The organism is Sulfitobacter sp. F26204, from assembly GCF_026410305.1.
GTDB lineage: Bacteria > Pseudomonadota > Alphaproteobacteria > Rhodobacterales > Rhodobacteraceae > Sulfitobacter.
On record NZ_JAPMLQ010000001.1, the window covers coordinates 244,053 to 264,436 of the forward strand.

Genomic DNA, 20,384 nt, shown 5'->3' on the forward strand with positions numbered 1-20,384 from the left:
CCTCGATATTGCTTTGGTCGAGATATAGCGCCAAAGCCTTAGATACAAACAGCCATTTGCCGCAGGGCCGCAAGCAGGAGACAACATGCCAGAGCTTCCCGAAGTTGAAACCGTGATGCGGGGGCTGTCCCCGGCAATGACAGGCGTGGTAATTGTGCATGCCGAAGTAAACCGGCCCGATCTGCGATGGCCATTCCCCGAACGGATGGCGGAACGGCTGACCGGGCAAACGGTAAAGCAGCTGCGCCGCCGATCCAAATACATTCTCGCAGATCTCTCCTCGGGAGAATCACTCTTGATTCATCTGGGCATGTCAGGGCGCATGTTGGTTTCTGGTGATCCATTGGGCCAGTTTGTCCATGAGCACCCCGCAGCGGAAAAGCACGACCATGTCGTGTTGCATATGGATAACGGTGCGCGGATTACGTTTAATGATCCACGGCGGTTTGGCGCAATGGACCTGTTGGACACTGTGACGGCTGCACAACACAAGTTGCTGGCCTCGATCGGGCCGGAACCTTTGGGCAATGACTTTCACGAGGCGCAGTTGATCAACGCTTTTGCGGGGCGCAAAACGCCTGTCAAATCCGCCTTGCTGGATCAACGGCTGGTTGCCGGTCTTGGAAATATCTATGTCTGCGAAGCACTTTACAGGGCGGGGATACATCCGGCGCGCAAGGCCGGACATATATCCAAGTCGCGCGTCGCTTCCCTTGTCCCGATCATCCGCGATGTATTAGGCGCTGCAATCGAAGCTGGGGGGTCATCGCTCAAGGATTTTCGGCGCGCAGATGGCGAACTGGGATATTTCCAACACAGTTTTGATGTCTATGGCCGCGAGGGAGATCGTTGTCGAACGCCCGAATGCACAGAACAAATCAAAAGGATTGTGCAGGCGGGGCGGTCGACATTCTATTGCAGTCAATGTCAAAGATAGCTTGAAACGCCCTTGGCCCATGTTATTCACGAAACCCAGTGCGAAACAAAAGAGAGCATCGCCAAATGGCCTATGAAACGATCACCCTTGACGTGGACAACCATGTGGCACTGGTCACATTGAACCGGCCGGACGCCATGAACGCGTTGAATGATGTGTTGATGGAGGAACTGGCCGAAGCCTTGAAAAGCTGTCAGGAAAACGAAAAGGTACGCTGCATTGTGATCACCGGATCGGAAAAGGCCTTTGCCGCCGGTGCCGACATCGCGATGATGAAGGACAAATCGTTCGTCGACGTCTTTGCCGGTGATCTTTTTACACCCGAAACAGACCAGATCATGCGCGTGCGCAAACCAATCATCGCTGCTGTATCCGGCTATGCGCTGGGCGGCGGCTGCGAATTGGCGATGATGTGTGACTTTATCATCTGCTCGGAAACGGCCAAGTTCGGTCAACCCGAGATCAATCTTGGTGTGGTGGCAGGCATCGGCGGCACACAGCGTCTGACGCGTCTGGTGGGCAAGTCCAAAGCGATGGATATGAACCTTACGGGCCGTTTCATGGACGCCGAAGAGGCCGAGCGCTCGGGCCTTGTGTCGCGCGTTGTGCCTGTGAAAAAGCTGATGGACGAGGCACTGGGCGCCGCGGGCAAGATCGCTGAAAAGTCGATGATCACGGTGATGGTTGTAAAAGAGGCAGTAAACCGCGCCTATGAGGTGCCTTTGCGCGAAGGTCTGCTGTTTGAACGTCGCGTGTTCCATTCGTTGTTCGCGACCGAAGACCAGAAAGAAGGCATGAGCGCGTTTCTGGAGAAGCGGGAAGCGCAGTTCCGGGACAAGTGATCAAGGAACGCTGGCTTTCCTGCAAAGCAGAAAACGCTCACGTGCCAAACCCTTCATCTGACCTGAGCGCACAACGATTTCCATCTGGGTCGTGAAACTCTGCGGTTGTGCCCCAGGAATGTTCCATGACCTTTACAGTGACGCCTTTTCTTTGGAGCGTGTCACTGGTGGCTTTAACATCTTCAACATTAAAGCGGAATTTGACCGGTGACATTTCGATGGGCTTTGGACCGTCATATGCGATACCATCATTTTCAACCATCAGATATGTATCTCCAAGGCTAAAGGTGGTCAGCCGCTCTTCCTCCCGGTCAATCCTGTGCAACAGATCCAGTTCAAGTATGTCCCGGTAAAAAGCCACACAGTCATTATATCTTTTTGTGAAAAGAATAATTCCGGCCCTTGTGTATCGCATTTTCCATCCTTCCGTGTCGTAAAGTAACGATCATTGCGCTCGTACCCACCCTGACGCTACAGGTTGAAGCATGGTTTAGCTCAAGCGGAATTTTTGGTGATTTGGTGTTTCTCTGCAGTCGCAACGCGGCCAGAACGCAGCACACCTTTACAACCTCCCCACTTCCCGTCTATAGCCCGCCTCATACATGCGCGTGCAGCCCGCTCAGGCTAGAATCACCTTCCCAAATGGGGAACCGTTTCAAAGCGGTCAGGGTTTGGCGTCACGCGTCGAAATTTTGAATATGACCCAAAGGTAGATCCGCATGGCCAATACACCACAGTCCAAAAAACGCGCACGTCAGAACGAGAAGCGTTTCCAGATCAACAAAGCACGACGTTCGCGCATCCGCACATACCTGCGCAAAGTCGAGGAAGCCATCGAATCTGGCGTCAAAGAAGACGCAGTTGCAGCGCTGCGCGCCGCCCAGCCAGAGCTGATGCGCGGTGTGACCAAGGGTGTTTATCACAAGAACACAGCAAGCCGGAAAATGTCCCGTCTTGCGGCGCGCGTCAAAGCGATCGGCTGAGACGAACCATCACGCCGGGTTTTTCTTTTACGAAAAACGGCTAATAGATTGATAAAAAAGGCGTCGGAATTCCGGCGCCTTTTTTGGTTCATGTTCGGTCTCAAAATTGACGCATAGATTCTTTTCCAGCATTTCATGAGTCAAGTTTGAAGATGTGTTGAAGCGAACCCTGAACACTTGGTAATAGAGACATGCGAGTCACTTCGCAGGGGGGACAGGCTTTGGGTTTTGGGTGTAAATTGCATCCGATCCAAAAAAACCAAAGTAAGTCAAAAGGTCGAATGGCCAGAAAAGGCGAACTGCAAATTGTGCTGCCGCACATTTGCCCTGTCACAAAAAAGTCGAGCAGACGACCGCGTCTGACGCAAAGGTACAATCAATTGTACCCGATTCGTCAGATTGGTTTTCTGTGAGTGTGTCTACTGGACGCAAGTTGGTTTCACTGCTGAGGCCGAACCAAAACTTGTGGGCGGTGGTTTTGATACGAGTTGGGTGCCGGTGTGTAAGCCGGTGTGGGGAAATATGGACAGAAAGAACGACATGACGCAGGATCATTGGGGTGATATCAGGCAGCGGCTATTAAAGACTGTCGGTCAGAACAACTACACAACCTGGATCGAGCCGATTGTTCCGGGTGACATTGTCGATAACATTGCGACACTGAATGTACCGACAACCTTTTTCGGCAACTACGTCAGTCAGAATTTTGCCGATCTTATCCTGCATGAAATCAACGCCGCTGGGCTAGAAGCCGCGCGCCTGAACTTTGCTCTTTGTGCCAAACCCGCAACCAATGTCCCGACTTCACCCGCCGTGATTCGCCAGGCCGCGACCGCACCCAAACCGTCGGCATCAAGCATTTCCTCAACCGCTCCGCTGGATCCACGTTTCAGCTTTGACAATTTTGTTGTCGGTAAGCCCAACGAATTGGCCCATGCCGCAGCACGCCGTGTCGCAGAAGGCGGACCTGTGACCTTTAATCCATTGTTTCTTTATGGCGGCGTTGGCCTGGGCAAAACCCACCTGATGCATGCAATCGCGGCTGAACTGAAACAACGCAAACCCGAAATGAACGTGCTCTATCTCTCTGCCGAGCAATTCATGTATCGCTTTGTCCAGGCCCTGCGCGACCGCAAGATGATGGACTTCAAAGAACTGTTTCGTTCCGTTGACGTGCTGATGGTTGATGACGTCCAGTTCATCGCCGGCAAAGACAGCACCCAGGAAGAGTTCTTTCATACTTTCAATGCACTGGTCGACCAGCACAAACAGATCATTATTTCAGCGGATCGCGCGCCGACAGACATCAAAGACCTCGAAGATCGCGTTCAGTCACGGCTGCAATGCGGTTTGGTCGTCGATTTGCACCCGACAGATTATGAACTGCGCCTTGGTATCCTGCAAAGCAAGCTGGAAGTGCAGCAAAAAACCTATCCGGGCCTTGAAGTCGACAAGACCGTTTTGGAATTTCTGGCGCACCGCATCACCTCGAACGTGCGTGTTCTGGAGGGTGCCCTGACGCGGCTGTTTGCCTTTGCTTCGCTGGTCGGGCGCGAGATCAACATGGAGTTGACACAGGATTGTCTGGCCGACGTTCTGCGTTCCAGTGAACGTAAGGTTACGGTTGAAGAAATTCAGCGCAAGGTCAGCGAGCATTATAACATCCGTTTGAGCGACATGATCGGTCCCAAACGTCTGCGCAGTTATGCCCGCCCCCGTCAGGTTGCAATGTATCTCAGCAAACAATTGACCAGCCGGTCCTTGCCCGAAATCGGACGCCGGTTCGGCGGGCGCGACCATACGACAGTGATGCACGGCGTGCGCCGGATCGAAGAGCTCAAGCAATCCGATAGCCAGATCGCGGAAGACCTTGAATTGCTTGGTCGCGCGCTCAAGTCCTGAGCTATTTTTTGACAGGCTTTGATGTTTTCTTGAGGGGCCTTCTGGCCCCTCTTGCATTTAATCCCACAAAGCCTCAAAAGTCTTGCGCAAGCGGGGGAACCGGGTAGTCTGCCTTTCCCGGCAGTTATTGGGAGTAGGCATATGAAATTTAGCATCGAACGGGCCGCATTGCTCAAGGCGGTCAGCCAGGCGCAATCTGTTGTGGAACGTCGCAACACAATCCCGATCCTCGCCAACGTGCTGATCGAAGCCGAAGGTAGCGATGTGTCGTTCCGTGCTACGGACCTGGACATCGAAGTGGTAGATAAGGTTGGTGCGCAGGTCGAGCGCGCCGGGGCGACCACGGTTTCTGCCACGATGCTGCACGAAATTGTCCGTAAACTGCCGGACGGAGCGTTGATCAACCTGACAGCTGATCTTGCAGCGGGACGCATGACCGTTGAGGCCGGGCGTTCCAATTTCTCGTTGGCCACACTACCACGAGAAGACTTCCCGGTGATGGCAACCTCTGAATACGCCTCAAACTTCAGTGCAGACGCAAAGGTTCTGCGTCGTCTGTTCGACAAATCCAAATTTGCGATCTCCACCGAAGAAACGCGGTACTATCTGAACGGCGTCTATATGCACATTTCCGATGCGGATGGCGGTAAGGTCCTGCGCTGTGTCGCGACCGACGGACACCGGCTTGCGCGTATTGATGCAGATTTGCCTGAAGGTGCAGCCGATATGCCCGGCGTGATCGTTCCACGAAAAACCGTAGGCGAATTGCGTAAGCTGCTGGATGACGATGACATGAAGATCGCAGTGTCCGTATCCGAAACCAAAATAAGATTTGCCACTCCCGAAATCACCCTGACTTCAAAGGTCATTGACGGCACATTCCCCGATTATACCCGCGTGATCCCACAAGGAAACACACGTAAAATGGAAGTGGACGCCTCTGATTTTGCAGCGGCTGTTGACCGTGTGGCGACCGTCAGCTCCGAACGTTCTCGCGCTGTGAAACTGCAACTGGACGAAGACCGGTTGGTCCTGTCCGTGAATGCGCCAGACAGTGGCGCAGCAGAAGAAGAACTGGTTGTGGCCTATGGGGACGAACGTCTTGAGATCGGGTTTAACGCGAAATACCTGCTGGAAATCGCCAGTCAGGTCGACCGCGAAAATGCTGTTTTCCTGTTCAACTCGTCGGGTGATCCGACGTTGATGCGCGAAGGCAACGACATGTCCGCTGTCTATGTCGTCATGCCGATGCGTGTTTGAGGGAAACGGATTATTTGAAATATTCCGACCGTTTTCTGTCAAAGAAAACGCCCCTCTCTGATGGGTAACTTGCATCTATCCCGACTCACGCTTTCGCACTTCCGCTCGCACAAACGTGCCATTATCGATTGTGATGCGCGACCCGTGGCCATTCATGGGTTCAACGGAGTGGGCAAGACCAACATCCTCGAAGCAGTTTCGTTGATGTCGCCCGGACGCGGACTGCGTCGATCAAGTGCTGATGACATGACCCGCAGGCCTGAGGCACTGGGCTGGAAAATTACCGGCATCCTACACTCGCTTCAACAGGTGCACGAGCTTGAGATCTGGTCAGAGCGGGGTGCGGCACGCCAGACGCGTATCAATGGCAAAATTACGCCCCAGACGGCGTTGGGTCGTATCGCACGGGTACTCTGGCTGGTTCCGGCGATGGACAGGTTATGGATCGAGGGGGCGGAGGGTCGGCGCCGGTTCCTGGATCGTATGACGCTGAGCTTTCTGCCAGATCATGCCGAACACGCTTTGGCCTACGAAAAGGCAATGCGCGAACGCAATCGGCTGCTCAAGGATATGGTACGCGAGCCGTCCTGGTATGCCGCGCTTGAGATGCGCATGGCAGAAGCTGGGACGGCACTGCATGCGGGACGGCTCTCCGCTCTGGAAGCGATCGCGAAAGCCCAGGATCAAGCACAGACGGCCTTCCCAGCCGCGCAGCTGACGTTGCAGTGCGACATGCCGACAGATGCGCAGGACATGCGCACCGCGCTTGCGGAGAACCGAACACGCGATCTGTCGGCGGGGCGTACATTGATCGGGCCACATCGTGCCGACCTCTTTGGCGTTTATGCAGCCAAGGACGTTCCGGCCCGGGATTGCTCTACCGGAGAGCAAAAGGCGCTGCTTGTCTCATTGATTCTTGCCAATGCCCGGGCTCTTGCAGCCGATTTCGGTGCGCCGCCATTGTTGCTTTTGGACGAGGTTGCCGCGCATCTTGATGCTGATCGACAGGCAGCGCTATATGACGAACTTTGTGCATTGGGTGCACAGGCATGGATGACGGGCACAGGCCCTGAAATGTTCGCAGCCTTGGGAGATCGTGCGCAGGTTTTGCAAGTAAGCGAAGACGCCGGCATCTCCTTCGTTCGGCAGGCCTGAACAACCCGTGCAATCATCCACAAAATCTTGTGCCAATTGCGTGACAAGACCCTCGGAAACCACTATAAATTGCGCAAATAGATAGGGTTTTTCCGCATGTCCGAACAAGACCAGATGCCAGAAGAATATGGCGCTGATTCCATTAAAGTTCTCAAGGGGTTAGAGGCTGTGCGCAAACGCCCCGGCATGTATATCGGGGATACGGATGACGGCTCTGGTCTGCACCACATGGTATACGAAGTGGTGGACAATGGTATTGACGAGGCACTGGCCGGTCATGCGGATGCGGTGAACGTCACAATCCACGAAGATCACTCTGTCTCCGTCAGCGACAACGGGCGCGGCATTCCGGTGGGTATCCACGAAGAAGAAGGCGTTTCCGCTGCCGAAGTGATCATGACCCAACTCCACGCTGGCGGTAAATTCGACAGCAATTCCTATAAAGTCTCCGGCGGCCTGCACGGGGTCGGCGTGTCGGTTGTAAACGCACTCAGCGACTGGTTGGAACTGCGTATCTGGCGCGAAGGCAAAGAACATATCGCACGGTTTGAGGGTGGCTTTACCGTTGATCACCTGAAGGTACTGGGAGAAACCGACCGCACTGGAACCGAAGTGCGTTTCATGGCCTCGACCGATACCTTTTCGAATCTCGAATATTCATTTGAAACGCTCGAGAAGCGCTTGCGCGAACTGGCTTTCCTGAACTCGGGTGTGCGGATCATTCTGACCGATGAACGGCCCGCAGAGCCGCTGAGATCCGAACTGTTCTACGAAGGCGGCGTGAAGGAATTTGTCAAATACCTTGATCGACACAAGTCTTCGGTGATGCCTGAACCGATCTTTATCGTGGGCGAGAAGGACGACATCGGCGTCGAAGTCGCGATGTGGTGGAATGACAGCTATCACGAAAACGTCCTTCCTTTTACCAACAACATTCCACAGCGCGACGGCGGCACCCATCTGGCGGGTTTTCGCGGGGCATTGACGCGCACCATCAATAGTTACGCACAATCCTCGGGCATCGCGAAAAAGGAAAAGATCAACTTTACCGGCGATGATGCCCGCGAGGGATTGACCTGTGTGTTGTCGGTAAAGGTGCCTGATCCCAAGTTCAGTTCGCAGACCAAGGACAAGTTGGTATCGTCTGAAGTGCGGCCCGCCGTAGAGGGACTCGTCAATGAAAAACTGTCCGAATGGTTCGAGGAAAACCCCACCGAAGCCCGCATCGTGGTCGGCAAGATCGTCGAAGCCGCCCACGCCCGCGAAGCAGCGCGCAAGGCACGTGACCTGACACGCCGCAAGACGGCGATGGATGTGAATTTTCTGGCAGGCAAGCTTAAGGATTGTTCCGAAAAGGACCCGTCCAAAACCGAAGTCTTCCTCGTAGAGGGTGACTCTGCGGGAGGATCCGCGCAAACGGGCCGTGACCGCCAGACACAGGCGATTCTGCCGCTCAAGGGCAAGATCCTGAACGTGGAACGCGCCCGGTTCGACCGGATGCTCGGTTCACAGGAAATTGGAAACCTTGTCATGGCGCTTGGCACCGGCATCGGACGCGATGAATTCAACATCGACAAGCTGCGCTACCACAAGATCGTCATCATGACGGATGCTGATGTTGACGGTGCACACATCAGGACGTTGTTGTTGACATTCTTCTATCGCCAGATGCCTCAGCTTATCGAAAATGGCCATCTTTATATTGCCCAGCCTCCGCTATACAAAGTTTCGCGCGGCAAATCCGAGGTCTATCTCAAAGACCAAGCGGAGATGGACGAATACCTGATCAATCAAGGTACCGAAGGTGCCATGCTGCGTCAGGGCAACGGTGAGGAGATCACCGGAGCGGATCTTGCCCGTGTTGTCGAACATGCCCGCCAGATGCGCCGTGTTCTGGATGCCTTTCCAACGCATTATCCGCGCCATATTCTGGAACAGGCCGCAATCGCGGGGGCTTTCGTGCCTGGAGCGGTCGATGCTGACTTGCAGGGGGTGGCAGACAAGGTTGCCAAGCGGCTGAACCTGATCGCGCTTGAATACGAACGGGGTTGGCAGGGCCGTATCACCCAAGATCACGGTATCAAATTGGCTCGTATCCTGCGAGGCGTCGAAGAGGTACGCACGCTGGACGGCAAGATGCTGCGCTCGGGCGAGGCGCGTAAATCCGGCACCTTTACCCAGCATTTGCAGGACGTTTACAATCTGCCAGCGACCCTGGTGCGCAAAGACCGCACCCAGTTGATCAATGGCCCTATGGACCTGCTGAATGCTATTCTGGCTGAGGGTGAAAAGGGGCTGTCATTGCAACGGTACAAGGGTCTGGGGGAAATGAACCCAGATCAGCTATGGGAGACCACGCTTGATCCTGACGCACGCACGTTGCTTCAGGTCAGGGTCGAGGACATGGCCGAGGCAGATGACTTGTTCACCAAGCTGATGGGCGATGTTGTTGAACCACGTCGTGAATTCATCCAGCAAAACGCGCTGAATGTGGAAAACCTCGACTTCTGAAACAGGAAAAACGGGTTATTTCAGCCCGTTTTTCGCGACAAAAGCCGCCAGATCAAGAATCAGTTGTCCACGAGCCTGCGCAATAGCGTTAGGGCCCCCTTTGGGGTCGAACTGAACGCTAAGATCAAACAGGCCTGATCGCTCACGGCGGCCATCACTGACCGCCACGAAATACTGTCCGGATGTTTCGAATGAACCATCAGTTGTTGCGATCAATTCGGCAAAACGGATTTCCAGACGCGCATCGGGGAACGCTTCGAACGGCCAGGGCTCTGACGCGATGCGCCGCCCGGTCAGCCGGGACAGATTCCGGCTGAGTTCCAGGGCAATGGCACGGTCGGGCGCATCGGCCCAAAGCACGCCAGATGAACTGATCAGTGTCCCTTCGGCATTACGAAGCGAAATCTCGTCGGCCGCTGCGTAACTGGGCAGCGAGACATCCCTGACCTCGACAGAGGCAAAGGCGATCGACATGCTCTGGCTGATTTCGGGCGCTTTGACCGCGAAACGATCTGGCGCACCACAGGCAGCGAGCGCCAGAGGCAACAGACAAAGAAACGCGCGTTTCGTAAATTTCATGATCTACCGTCCAAGCAAAAGCGAATTGGGGTTACGTTCGATTGTTCGCGCAAGGCGCGCAAGGGCATCGGCGGCTTTTTGTATGTCACGCATTGTGGTTTGCGCTTCGCGGCTGATCTGATCACCCTTGTTATAGCCTTCGATGGTGCGGCCTGCCTGGGCGAATAATGCCGTCAGACGTTCAACGATTTTCGGCAGGTCCTTGGAAGAGACCGCAATACTATCGGCTGCGTTTCGCGCCGAAGCCAGCGTTTGATTGACGTTCTCAATCGCACCTCCCTCGCGCAGTTCCTGCAAGGTATAGTTCAACTCGTCCAGCGCCCGCTTTAACGAACCGGGAAGCGCCTTTGCCTCTTCTGCGCCTACGACCGCTTCGGCCGCCTTGATCAGCCCTGTAAGTTCCGTAACCAGTTCGTTGATCTCAAGGGATTCAACCTTGGCCGCAACGGCTTCGATCTGGGTGATTAATGCCGGCACGCCTTCCACGGAAGTTTCAACCGCACTGGCGGCTGACGCCGCAGAGGCAAGTACTTCCCCCAGCTTCGCCGCGATACGCTCTTGCTCAAGCTCGCCGACCAGTGTTTCCACGCGTTTCAGGGTCGCATTGAGGCTGACAGGGATATTTCTCATATCATCAGAGGCAACCAATCCCTGTATTTCGCTTAAAAGCAGGCGTAGATCGGCAGGTGTCTCCCGCAGATCCTCGCTTGAAACGAAACTTTCGGCCGAATCCATAAATGTGATGGCGGAATTCAGCAATTCTTCGATGGGCAGGTTGTTGATACGGGTAAACACCCCCTCAACCGTTGCCGAGGCATCTGAAGTTTCGTTCTGCGTGGTTGGCATAATCGGCAATGCATCAACGTCACCCACAAGACGTGCAGGCGGTGCATCTTCGACAACCACCAGTTCCACCTTCAACCCACCGGTTAGCAGGCTGGCCGAAGCCAGTCGCGCCCGCAAACCGCCAACCACCCGGTTTGCCAAGAAATCCAGAGCCGCCTGGGGTGATACCTCGTCTGGCAAGCCCAGGCGCGCCGGCTGGATCGACAGAATCACGTTCAAACGCACGCGACTATCACCAAATTGGTCATAGTCCACGATACCGGACAGTGAATCCACTTCGCCAATCTTGAGCCCGCTCAATTCGACGGGGGCACCCACCGTTAGTCCCGAAATATTTTCATCAAAGATCACGCTGACTTCGAGCGGTTCAACCGCTGAGGAACTAAAGATCGAACTGCGTGCGGTTTCGCGATCAGGAAACACTTCGAACACAGTGCCGTCCGTGACGCGCCCCCCACCTGAAACAAAAGTGTCAAAGGTGATGCCGCCACCGACCAAAGTTGCCAAGGAGGAAAAATCAATCTCTGCACCTGATGGCCCGATACTGACGCTAAAGCCCGAGGTGTCCCAAAAGCGTGTTGATTCATTGATCAATGCGCGATGTTCATCAAAGATTAATCCTTCGACAATCGCATAATTTCCCCGCGGAGAAATACGCGCACGGCCCAAACGCCCGATTTCAATTCCTTTATACAGGATTGGCGCGTTATCGGTCAGCTGGCTGTTGGCGACTGTACGAAAGGCGATTTCTAGCCCGCTTTGGCCAGGGCGGATCAATGGTGCCTCGGCTGCACCAGAAAAACGTTCTGGAACCGTGCCGGGCTGGTCGTCCCACGATCCTTCGATATAGACACCGCTCAACACGGTGCTCAATCCCGTGATCCCCTGGGCAGAAACCTCAGGCTGCACGATCCAGAACAAGGCACCGCTGTCAATGAAGGGAGCAACATCATTGTCAACTCGTATATGGGCGATTACGCGGCTCAGCCCCTCGCCAAAACTCACTTTTTCAACCACGCCGACAGTGACATCGCGGTATCTCAATTCGGTTTCACCAGACTTGATCCCGGCACCTGTTTCGAATTCGACCGTAATCAGCGGACCGCGATCATTGTAGGATTGCCACGCCACAAACAGCGCGACCGCCAGTGCCGCCAGTGGGATCACCCAGACAATTGATGCGCCGCTCAGGAACGCCTTGCGCGCCGGAGAAACCGACACCTGTGGCAGATCATCACTCATCGCTCTTCTTGTCCCCTTTTTTGGCCTGTGCATCCCAAATCAAACGGGAGTCAAAGGCCTGAGCTGACAACATCGTAAAGATCACCGAAAGCGCGAAGAAAATACTCGCCGGGCCGGGGTTTATCGTTGCCAATGTCTTGAGTTGCACCAGCGCTGACAGGATCGCAACCACAAAGATATCTATCATTGACCACCGTCCGATGTATTCAACAATCTCGAACAGCATCTGTCGTCGCTGCATCGAAACACTGCTGGGGGTCTTGACGCTTATCGCCAGGTAGGCAACAGCCCAGAATTTTGCCAAAGGGATCACTACAGAGGCAAAAAGAATGATCACGGCGATGCCCAAGCTGCCATGATGCGCCAGTTCTACCGCGCCTGCGATGATCGTGCTTTCATCAACCTGAAACAAGGTCTGGGTGCGCAGCATCGGATAGATATTGGCCGGAATGTAACAAATCGCTCCCATGAGCCACAGCGCCCAGACCCGTTGCAGGCTCAGCGGGTCGCGCGATTGCAGCTTGTGCCCACAACGCGCGCAGACTGTGGCGCTGATTGGCCATGCTTTCGTACAGCGACGGCATGCCACCAAACCCAGATCCCGGGCGCTTATGAATTCTTTGGATGTTCCAGACGATACCATACTGACCACTTACACATAAAACTGTCCTGCGCGATAACGAGAACGACGAGAATACCAAACATCCAGAAAGCGGGGCCAAACCCCACAGTTGCGAGACCGGCGACCTTGACCAGTGCCACCGCGCAGCCAATGGCAAAAATCTCGGCCATCGACCAGGGTCGCAGCGATTCTGACAAGCGAAAGGCGCGGATCGCAAAGCGGGCGGCGGGACGGTCCAGAACGATAGGAACCAGTACGTACAAGGTCAGCAGGACCCGCATCAAAGGAACGAAAATAATCAACCCCGCGGTTGCGAGCGATAGAAAGATCATCGGCCCACCCGAGAAAGCCAGCGCAGCATCAAGGATGGACACTGCATTCTTGTTGCCTGCGGCATCTATTGTCAAAAACGGAAATACAGCGGCCCCAATGATCAGGAACAACACAGCAAAAGCCACGGCAATAATGTGAAGCCCCGCATTGCGGCGTGGTGCGATCAGCACCTTGTGACAGCGCTGGCAGACTGCCCGTTCACCATTCTTGGGTTTGTTCATACGATAAACAGCATCGCATTGTGGACAAACGATCAGATCGTCCAACATGGTAGTTACGTCAAAAGCGGCAAAATCCTTCATTCGGCCACGATATAGGAATTTCAGGGCTTGTTACACTGGTATTTGGCGGTGCCAGCATACGGGTTTTCTCCTGCTGAGCTTTGCTGTCTGCCGCGTCAATCAACCCCAAGTCAAAGTGCCTTCGTCCCAGCGGTGATGACCTTAACAAAGGCAACACAGGCCAGACCCACGTCCCATTTGCTTGACCAATTCAGGCAAAGGTTCAGGCACATCATTTGCTTGCGTATATCAGCAATCCCGTCAAAGTGCGGAACACACAACCGCGGCAATGCAAGGGGAATATGATGCCAAACTTGGGCGATCTGGCCAGATTTACGACATTTGCCGGCGCTATTCTGTTAGCGCTTTTGTGTTTTATTCTGATGTTTTCGTGGAGCGCATGGTTCTTTTGGCCATTTGCCCTCTTTGCTTTTTTGTCGGGTTTGGGCCTGTTTGATGTCACGCAAACCAAACACTCGATCCTGCGCAACTATCCGATTCTCGGGCACATGCGATTCATTTTCGAAGGAATTCGGCCTGAAATCCGGCAATATCTGATTGAATCCGACCAGGATGAAGAGCCATTCAGCCGCGACAACAGATCGTTGGTCTACCAACGCGCCAAGGATCAGGAAGACGCACGTCCCTTTGGCACGCGGATGCGGGTTTATGATGCGGGCTATTCCTGGGTCACGCATTCTGTGCAACCTGTTCATATCAAAGACTTCGATTTCCGCACTAAAATTGGTGGATCGCAATGTAGCAAACCCTATTCCGCCTCCCTCTTCAACATTTCCGCAATGAGTTATGGTTCGCTGTCTGCCAATGCCATTCAAGCCTTGAATACCGGTGCCAAGCTGGGCGGTTTCGCCCATGACACCGGCGAAGGATCGGTCAGCCGCTATCACAAGGCAGGCGGCGGCGATCTGATTTATCAATTGGCGTCGGGGTATTTTGGTAGTCGGGCGGCAGATGGATCGTTTGATCCCGAAAAGTTTCGTGAGACTGCGGCGCTGGACCAGATCAAGATGATCGAGCTGAAGCTCAGCCAGGGCGCCAAGCCCGGACATGGTGGTATGCTGCCAGCTTCCAAGATCTCCCGCGAGATTGCCGAGGCACGCGGCGTGCCGATGGGGATAGACTGTATCTCACCCGCTGCGCATTCAGCATTCTCAACCCCGATCGAGATGATGGAATTCATTGGTAAATTGCGCGCATTGTCCGATGGTAAACCCGTCGGTTTCAAGCTGTGCATCGGGCACCGTCGCGAATTCATGTGTATCGTCAAAGCGATGCTCAAGACCGGTATCACCCCCGATTTTATCGTTGTGGATGGTGCCGAGGGGGGCACCGGCGCGGCACCGGTCGAATTCTCGAACCACATCGGCATGCCGATGACCGAAGGGCTGACCTTTGTGCACAATACCCTGCGCGGCGCTGGCCTGCGCGATGAGATCAAGATTGGTGCCGCAGGCAAGATCGTTTCGGCCTTTCACATCGCCCGTGCCCTCGCTCTGGGCGCGGATTGGTGCAACTCCGCCAGGGGGTTCATGTTCTCGATCGGCTGTATCCAGGCACAAGCCTGCCACACCAACCGTTGCCCCGTCGGCGTCGCCACACAGGACAAAACCCGCATGCGGGCGCTGGATGTAACGCACAAAAGCAAACGCGTGGCACGGTTCCACTACAACACCATGGAGGCTCTGGGTGAAATGACGGGGGCCGCTGGGCTGCACCATCCCAGCGATTTCCTGCCTTACCATCTCATGCTGCGCCAAGGCGACAAGAGCATGGTAGAAGGCAGTGACGTCTATGGTTATTTGCCCAAAGGCTTTTTGCTGGATGACGATGCCGAAGACTACGGTGATCACAAAAGTCGCTGGAAACGTGCGAGTGCCGAGACCTTTTCCCCGCTTGAATGATAGATCGCGGGTTACCCTGGGCGCAACACAAACGAAAGGTGACTATTGTGCGCCAATACCATTCTGCAGGCAAGACGGGGCGTCAGGACGCACGCCCGTCCAGAGCATCAAACGTTTCTGCGCTGTCATCGTTGCCGGATTTGGCCGCAGCCATTGTGTCGTCCCTCTGGTGATATAATCCGATCTGCGCATTCAGGGCGGCACCATACAACACCAGAAAACTGCTGATCCATAACCAGATCAACATCGCAATGACGGCGCCGATCGATCCATAGACCTGATTGTAGTTGCCGAAATTCGTCACATAATAGGAAAACCCGACCGACAGGATCACCCAGAATACCACCGCAACAATGGCACCAACAGAAAGCCATTCAAATCTGGCATTCCGCCGGTTCGGTCCGAACCGATAAAGCAGCCCGACTCCGGAAAACAAGACGACGACCGCCACGATCCAGCGCAAGGCATCAATCAACAATTTGCCAACAAATCCTAACGGGAAGAACGCCAGAACAAGGGGTATCACCACCAGACTGATCAGTGCCACCAGTCCTACCGCGACCAGAGCAATTGTAAGGAGCAATGCGCGCAAATAATGCTTGGCGGTGTTCCTGTTTCGCTGCTGATAGACCGAATTCAACCCTGTAATCATCGCACCGACACCTGCACGCGCTGACCAGAGGGCGAGTAACAGCGACACCAATCCGGCCCAGCCAAGGGTATCACTGCTCGCTGTGACGAGGCTGATTACCTGTTGGTTGATAATATCGTATACGTCTGTCGGCAGCAGGCTGCGCATCTCTTCCAGTTGTGCCGACACCAATGCTGGATCTGCAATCAGCCCCAGCACAGCGATCAACGCGGCCAAGGCGGGGAAAAGCGAAAGCATCGAAAAAAATGCAACACCTGCTGAAATCAAGGCCAGATTGCTTTCTGCTATCTGTGCAATACTCGCCCTAAAGACGGTCCAACACCCGTAAAGGCCCAGTTTCGGTCGTTTCATGTTTACCAATGGCTCCAGTTTTGCAGACACCTTTTGGCGATGCTATCAACAAGCGCCGACAAGAAGAACCCATATAGGGCCAGATCCCCCTTGCGGAACCTCCACCATCGGTAATGATGTGGTTGCCGAACCTACGGAAAACACAAGGCCTGCACATGATTTCATTTACACCGACCCTAGGCAAAGCCATCCGCGACCGTTTTGCCCATGTGGACAGCTGTCCATTCACAGGCCCCCGTATCTTTTTTGAAAACGCGGGTGGTGCGCTGACCCTGCATTCTGTCATCGCCACCTCGGCCTCCTTTGCGGGCATTCCCGACAATCAAGGGCGCAACAATCCCGCTTCCGCTGCATTAGCGGATGTGATCAAACAGGCCAGGACGGATATGGCCGTGTTCTTCAATGCCCCCGGGGGACAGTTCTTTGTCGGAGAATCCGGCACCGAACTGATCTTTCGGTTGATCCGTACAGCCGTGATGGGCACAGCAGATACCGGCAAGGTGATCGGCTCTTCTGTTGAACACCCCGCATCCCGCAGCGCAGCGCTGCATTGGGCGAACATCGCAGGCAAGGAATACGTCAACGTCGCGCATGACGATGCGACAGGACAGGTCACGCCCGCTGCTTATTCCGCCGTGATCTCGCCGGATGTTCAGGTCGCTACGATCTTGCATACCTCTCCGGTGACAGGAATCGCAAATGATGTAGCCGGTATAGCTGCGGTCATTCGCAACGTTGCCCCTGATGCATTTATCATCGTGGATGGAATCCAACATGCCAGCCACGGTAGCGTCGACATTGCCAGCTATGGCATCGATGGCTACGTTGTTTCGCCATACAAGGTGTTCTCGCGCCATGGCTATGGCGTGGCGTGGGTGTCAGACAGGCTCACTTCGCTGCCGATCGAGACACTCAGGAACGGACCTGCCGGCAATTGGGAAATGGGGACACGCGATACTGGTGCCTATGCAACCTTCAGCGATGTGGTCGCATATTTTCAGTGGCTGGGCGGCGAGGTATCACAAGAAACCGACGTCCGGGCTCGGATAGAGGCGGCAGGTGTCGCGATTCATGATTATGAAAAAACCCTTACGGATACATTGTTGAACGGTGTCGACAACCTGCCCGGATTGGCCGATCTGCCCGGTGTCACGATCCTTGGCGGGCGCGAGAACCCCGACCGCGAAGGACTTGTCTCTTTTGCGTTGGATCATGTTCCAGCCGAAACCATCGTGAATGCCCTGAATATTCAGGGCATCCGCACACATATCCGCCGCGCGGATCATTATTCCGGCAATATCCTTGAGCCGCTTGGTCTGGAATCCGCCGTGCGTGTATCGTTGTGCCACTACAATTCCATGGAGGAGGTCCGCAGTCTGCTGGCGGCCATGAAAGAAATCGCCGACTGACGCCCTTGCCATTCCTGACCAACCGATAAACGGTAGTGACATGAATACACCCCTTTCTGATGCCATCGCAGCAAAACGTGATGATCTGGTCGCCCTGACACAGGATCTCATCCGCATTCCGACGCTGAACCCGCCGGGCCGCGACTATCTGTTGATATGCGAGTATCTGGACAAGAGGCTGTCAGCGCACGGATTTGAAACCCAAATGATCCGCGCGCATGGTGCCCCAGGTGACAGCGACAAATATCCGCGTTGGAACATCATTGCTCACCGAGCGGGGGCCTATGGGGGCGAATGCGTCCATTTCAACAGTCATACGGACGTGGTCGAAGTTGGTGCAGGCTGGACCTTTGATCCCTTTGGCGCAGAAATCTCGGATGGCAAGATTTACGGCCGCGGAACCTGCGACATGAAGGGCGGACTGGCAGCATCGATCATCGCTGCAGAAACTTTTATCGAGATATACCCCGATTTCGCCGGTTCCATCGAGATTTCAGGCACTGCGGACGAGGAATCCGGCGGTTATGGCGGTGTCGCTTATCTGGCGGAACACGGTCATTTTTCGCCTGACAGTGTGCAGCATGTCATCATTCCCGAACCTCTGAACAAAGACCGGATTTGTTTAGGCCATCGCGGTGGCTGGTGGGCCGAAATCGAAACAAAGGGCGAAATAGCCCATGGCGCAATGCCCTTTCTCGGCGATTGCGCAGTGCGCCATATGGGCGCTGTGTTGCAGGAATTCGAAGACAAACTTTTTCCCGCCATGGCCGCACGCTACACCGAAATGCCGGTCGTTCCAGAAGGCGCGCGCAATTCAACCATGAATATCAATTCCATACACGGCGGCGAAAATGAACCTGAGCCGGGGTTTACAGGGTTGCAAGCGCATTGCGTTCCGGATTCATGCCGCATCGTGATCGATCGTCGGTTTCTGGTCGAGGAACCCCTTGATCAAGTGCGTGATGAAGTCACCAACCTGCTGGAAGGCCTTAGAGAAAATCGTCCCAATTTTGAATACGCACTCACAGAGCGTAACGCCGTCCTACCCTCTATGACGGACAAGAATGCCCCGGTCGTACGGACGGTTGCAAAAGCAATTGAAGATGTAATGGGGGTGACACCGACCTATGTCGCATCGCCCGGCAGTTACGATCAAAAACACATCGACCGGATTGGCAAACTCAAGAACTGTATCGCCTATGGTCCCGGTATCCTTGATCTGGCGCACAAGCCAGATGAGTACATTGGCATCGATGACATGATCGACAGCGCCAAGGTGATGGGCGCGGCATTGGAAACGCTGCTACTGCCACCCGTCACCTGACGCCAGAGCCAGTCCATCCACGATCCCCGTCAACGCCGCACCGCGATGTACCTCCGCGCACGGGAGCCGATCAACCAGCGCATCCTCCACCACCTGCATCAAACTTGATCCACCCACAAAGATCAGCTTGTTTACTGCATCCGGCGCTATTCCTGCTTGCGCAAGTGCTGCTTCTGCTGCTTCGCCGACTTTGTTCGCCAACACCTTCAATTTTCTGTTCATCATTTCTGCGGGCAGTGGCAGCACCGCGTTTCGCTTCAACATTCCGACTCTGATCACCGGGTTTTCCACCTCTGGTGTATTCGCCATGATCTTGCCCGCCTCAACGGCAAAGGCCAGATCATGTCCCAGTTCCTCTTCCAGCACCTTGACCAGCCGCGCCAGCCTTGTCTCATGCACTGCATATTTGTGCAGGTCCTTGGCATCACGGATCGTATCCGGGCCGTAGAGAAACGGGATCTTGGCCCAGGTCGCCAGATCGTTGAAGATCGCGTTCGGTGCGATATGGGTTTCACTTCCAAAGGCATGACGAATTGGGCTGCCCATACCCAGTTGCGGCATGACCCGCGTGATACTGAGTTGACGGTCGAAATCCGTGCCTCCCACGCGCACGCCATAACTGCTTAGAATGTCGATGTCCTGCTGCCCGCTCTGTCGGAACAAGGTGAAATCAGAAGTACCCCCGCCAATGTCTACTACCAACCCGAGGTCGCCAGGGTTAAGCACTTCTCGACTGGCCCGTGCAGCCGCTTCTGGCTCGTTCAGAAACCGCACCTCATCAAAACCGGCGCGGGCATAACATTCTTTCAAATCCTCAAGCGCCTGCGCATTGCGCGGTTCATCATCAGAATGAAACCGCACCGGACGCCCCGATACTGCCCTGGTAAAGCTCTGCCCTGTTGCCATCTCCGCGCGTGTTTTCACTTCGCGCAGAAACCGCGCAACGATATCCATGAAATCCAGCCGTTCACCGAGCAACAGACGGCTTTCGCGGATCAGGCGCGTGCCAAGCAGGCTTTTCAGACCGCGCATGTACCGGCCTTCTTCGCCCGCCAGCAAAGCATCCGACGCAGCGGCACCGACCAACATTTTCTTGCTTTCAAAATCAAAAAACACCGCTGTTGGCATCGTAGGTTCATCGCCCTCCAGCGTCACAAGCTGTGGTTTGCCGTCCACGCAGATGCCAGCCGCCGAATTCGACGTTCCGAAATCTATCCCCAAAGTACCCGACAT

17 protein-coding genes are annotated in these 20,384 nt (G+C 54.8%); 10 read left to right on the forward strand and 7 right to left on the reverse strand.

The window, feature by feature from the left end; genetic code table 11:
- Positions 1 to 85: 85 nt before the first annotated feature.
- Together mutM and OS190_RS01165 are read left to right on the forward strand one after the other, a co-directional pair.
- Positions 86 to 937 carry a bifunctional DNA-formamidopyrimidine glycosylase/DNA-(apurinic or apyrimidinic site) lyase gene (gene mutM / locus OS190_RS01160; RefSeq protein WP_267156825.1) on the forward strand — a complete coding sequence of 284 codons (852 nt, stop codon included), beginning with the start codon at positions 86 to 88 and terminating at the stop codon, positions 935 to 937.
- A 65-nt stretch (positions 938 to 1,002) separates the two neighbouring features.
- Positions 1,003 to 1,779 carry an enoyl-CoA hydratase gene (locus tag OS190_RS01165; RefSeq protein ID WP_267156826.1) on the forward strand — a complete coding sequence of 259 codons (777 nt, stop codon included), beginning with the start codon at positions 1,003 to 1,005 and terminating at the stop codon, positions 1,777 to 1,779.
- Between the two features lie 37 nt (positions 1,780 to 1,816).
- Here OS190_RS01165 and OS190_RS01170 read toward each other — a convergent pair whose 3' ends face one another.
- Complete coding sequence (locus tag OS190_RS01170) at positions 1,817 to 2,194, reverse strand: VOC family protein (RefSeq protein WP_267156827.1); 378 nt, start codon at positions 2,192 to 2,194, stop codon at positions 1,817 to 1,819.
- 304 nt (positions 2,195 to 2,498) lie between these two features.
- Between OS190_RS01170 and rpsT the strand changes: the two genes are divergently transcribed.
- From rpsT to gyrB, 5 genes are all read left to right on the forward strand, one after another.
- Entirely contained in the window at positions 2,499 to 2,762 is a 264-nt protein-coding gene (rpsT, locus tag OS190_RS01175; RefSeq protein ID WP_267156828.1) for a 30S ribosomal protein S20, read from the forward strand.
- A 540-nt stretch (positions 2,763 to 3,302) separates the two neighbouring features.
- A complete protein-coding gene (gene dnaA / locus OS190_RS01180) occupies positions 3,303 to 4,664 on the forward strand; it encodes a chromosomal replication initiator protein DnaA (RefSeq protein WP_267156829.1) in 1,362 nt (453 codons plus the stop codon).
- A 141-nt stretch (positions 4,665 to 4,805) separates the two neighbouring features.
- Entirely contained in the window at positions 4,806 to 5,924 is a 1,119-nt protein-coding gene (gene dnaN / locus OS190_RS01185) for a DNA polymerase III subunit beta (protein WP_267156830.1), read from the forward strand.
- 60 nt (positions 5,925 to 5,984) lie between these two features.
- The gene (recF, locus tag OS190_RS01190) at positions 5,985 to 7,079 is read left to right on the forward strand and encodes a DNA replication/repair protein RecF (RefSeq protein ID WP_267156831.1); all 1,095 of its coding nucleotides are present in this window, start codon (positions 5,985 to 5,987) and stop codon (positions 7,077 to 7,079) included.
- A 96-nt stretch (positions 7,080 to 7,175) separates the two neighbouring features.
- Positions 7,176 to 9,590: a DNA topoisomerase (ATP-hydrolyzing) subunit B gene (gene gyrB / locus OS190_RS01195; protein ID WP_267156832.1), complete on the forward strand. Its 2,415-nt coding sequence runs from the start codon at positions 7,176 to 7,178 to the stop codon at positions 9,588 to 9,590.
- Positions 9,591 to 9,605: 15 nt separating this feature from the next.
- Here the strand turns inward: gyrB and OS190_RS01200 are convergent, their stop codons facing one another.
- The 4 genes from OS190_RS01200 to OS190_RS01215 are packed head-to-tail and all read right to left on the reverse strand — an operon-like array spanning position 9,606 to position 13,514.
- Positions 9,606 to 10,169 (reverse strand): PqiC family protein, encoded by a 564-nt coding sequence (locus OS190_RS01200; protein ID WP_267156833.1) that lies wholly within the window; start codon positions 10,167 to 10,169, stop codon positions 9,606 to 9,608.
- Between the two features lie 3 nt (positions 10,170 to 10,172).
- Positions 10,173 to 12,257: a PqiB family protein gene (locus OS190_RS01205; protein WP_267156834.1), complete on the reverse strand. Its 2,085-nt coding sequence runs from the start codon at positions 12,255 to 12,257 to the stop codon at positions 10,173 to 10,175.
- Positions 12,250 to 12,855, reverse strand: coding sequence for a paraquat-inducible protein A (locus OS190_RS01210; RefSeq protein ID WP_267157327.1), 606 nt, complete (start codon positions 12,853 to 12,855; stop codon positions 12,250 to 12,252). The genes OS190_RS01205 and OS190_RS01210 overlap by 8 nt, the downstream gene beginning before the upstream one ends.
- Before the next feature lie 11 nt (positions 12,856 to 12,866).
- The gene (locus tag OS190_RS01215; RefSeq protein ID WP_267156835.1) at positions 12,867 to 13,514 is read right to left on the reverse strand and encodes a paraquat-inducible protein A; all 648 of its coding nucleotides are present in this window, start codon (positions 13,512 to 13,514) and stop codon (positions 12,867 to 12,869) included.
- A gap of 284 nt (positions 13,515 to 13,798) precedes the next feature.
- On the opposite strand from OS190_RS01215, the gene OS190_RS01220 reads away from it, so the two are divergent.
- The gene (locus tag OS190_RS01220; protein WP_267156836.1) at positions 13,799 to 15,415 is read left to right on the forward strand and encodes an FMN-binding glutamate synthase family protein; all 1,617 of its coding nucleotides are present in this window, start codon (positions 13,799 to 13,801) and stop codon (positions 15,413 to 15,415) included.
- 82 nt (positions 15,416 to 15,497) lie between these two features.
- Here the strand turns inward: OS190_RS01220 and OS190_RS01225 are convergent, their stop codons facing one another.
- Positions 15,498 to 16,418, reverse strand: coding sequence for a YihY/virulence factor BrkB family protein (locus tag OS190_RS01225; RefSeq protein WP_267156837.1), 921 nt, complete (start codon positions 16,416 to 16,418; stop codon positions 15,498 to 15,500).
- Positions 16,419 to 16,573: 155 nt separating this feature from the next.
- Between OS190_RS01225 and OS190_RS01230 the strand changes: the two genes are divergently transcribed.
- The gene (locus OS190_RS01230; protein ID WP_267156838.1) at positions 16,574 to 17,827 is read left to right on the forward strand and encodes an aminotransferase class V-fold PLP-dependent enzyme; all 1,254 of its coding nucleotides are present in this window, start codon (positions 16,574 to 16,576) and stop codon (positions 17,825 to 17,827) included.
- Positions 17,828 to 17,867: 40 nt separating this feature from the next.
- Positions 17,868 to 19,151, forward strand: coding sequence for an acetylornithine deacetylase/succinyl-diaminopimelate desuccinylase family protein (locus OS190_RS01235; RefSeq protein WP_267156839.1), 1,284 nt, complete (start codon positions 17,868 to 17,870; stop codon positions 19,149 to 19,151).
- Here OS190_RS01235 and OS190_RS01240 read toward each other — a convergent pair.
- A complete protein-coding gene (locus OS190_RS01240; RefSeq protein ID WP_267156840.1) occupies positions 19,131 to 20,384 on the reverse strand; it encodes an Hsp70 family protein in 1,254 nt (417 codons plus the stop codon). The genes OS190_RS01235 and OS190_RS01240 overlap by 21 nt on opposite strands.

Bases quoted from the DNA above. Each gene is read 5' to 3' on its own strand.
- OS190_RS01200 (WP_267156833.1), bottom strand. From the start codon at position 10,169: ATGAAATTTACGAAACGCGCGTTTCTTTGTCTGTTGCCTCTGGCGCTC.
- dnaA (WP_267156829.1), top strand. From the start codon at position 3,303: ATGACGCAGGATCATTGGGGTGATATCAGGCAGCGGCTATTAAAGACT.
- mutM (WP_267156825.1), top strand. From the start codon at position 86: ATGCCAGAGCTTCCCGAAGTTGAAACCGTGATGCGGGGGCTGTCCCCG.
- rpsT (WP_267156828.1), top strand. From the start codon at position 2,499: ATGGCCAATACACCACAGTCCAAAAAACGCGCACGTCAGAACGAGAAG.
- OS190_RS01225 (WP_267156837.1), bottom strand. From the start codon at position 16,418: ATGAAACGACCGAAACTGGGCCTTTACGGGTGTTGGACCGTCTTTAGG.
- gyrB (WP_267156832.1), top strand. From the start codon at position 7,176: ATGTCCGAACAAGACCAGATGCCAGAAGAATATGGCGCTGATTCCATT.
- OS190_RS01240 (WP_267156840.1), bottom strand. From the start codon at position 20,384: ATGTCGGGTACTTTGGGGATAGATTTCGGAACGTCGAATTCGGCGGCT.
- OS190_RS01165 (WP_267156826.1), top strand. From the start codon at position 1,003: ATGGCCTATGAAACGATCACCCTTGACGTGGACAACCATGTGGCACTG.
- OS190_RS01235 (WP_267156839.1), top strand. From the start codon at position 17,868: ATGAATACACCCCTTTCTGATGCCATCGCAGCAAAACGTGATGATCTG.
- OS190_RS01215 (WP_267156835.1), bottom strand. From the start codon at position 13,514: ATGAAGGATTTTGCCGCTTTTGACGTAACTACCATGTTGGACGATCTG.
- OS190_RS01205 (WP_267156834.1), bottom strand. From the start codon at position 12,257: ATGAGTGATGATCTGCCACAGGTGTCGGTTTCTCCGGCGCGCAAGGCG.
- OS190_RS01170 (WP_267156827.1), bottom strand. From the start codon at position 2,194: ATGCGATACACAAGGGCCGGAATTATTCTTTTCACAAAAAGATATAAT.
- recF (WP_267156831.1), top strand. From the start codon at position 5,985: ATGGGTAACTTGCATCTATCCCGACTCACGCTTTCGCACTTCCGCTCG.
- dnaN (WP_267156830.1), top strand. From the start codon at position 4,806: ATGAAATTTAGCATCGAACGGGCCGCATTGCTCAAGGCGGTCAGCCAG.
- OS190_RS01230 (WP_267156838.1), top strand. From the start codon at position 16,574: ATGATTTCATTTACACCGACCCTAGGCAAAGCCATCCGCGACCGTTTT.
- OS190_RS01220 (WP_267156836.1), top strand. From the start codon at position 13,799: ATGCCAAACTTGGGCGATCTGGCCAGATTTACGACATTTGCCGGCGCT.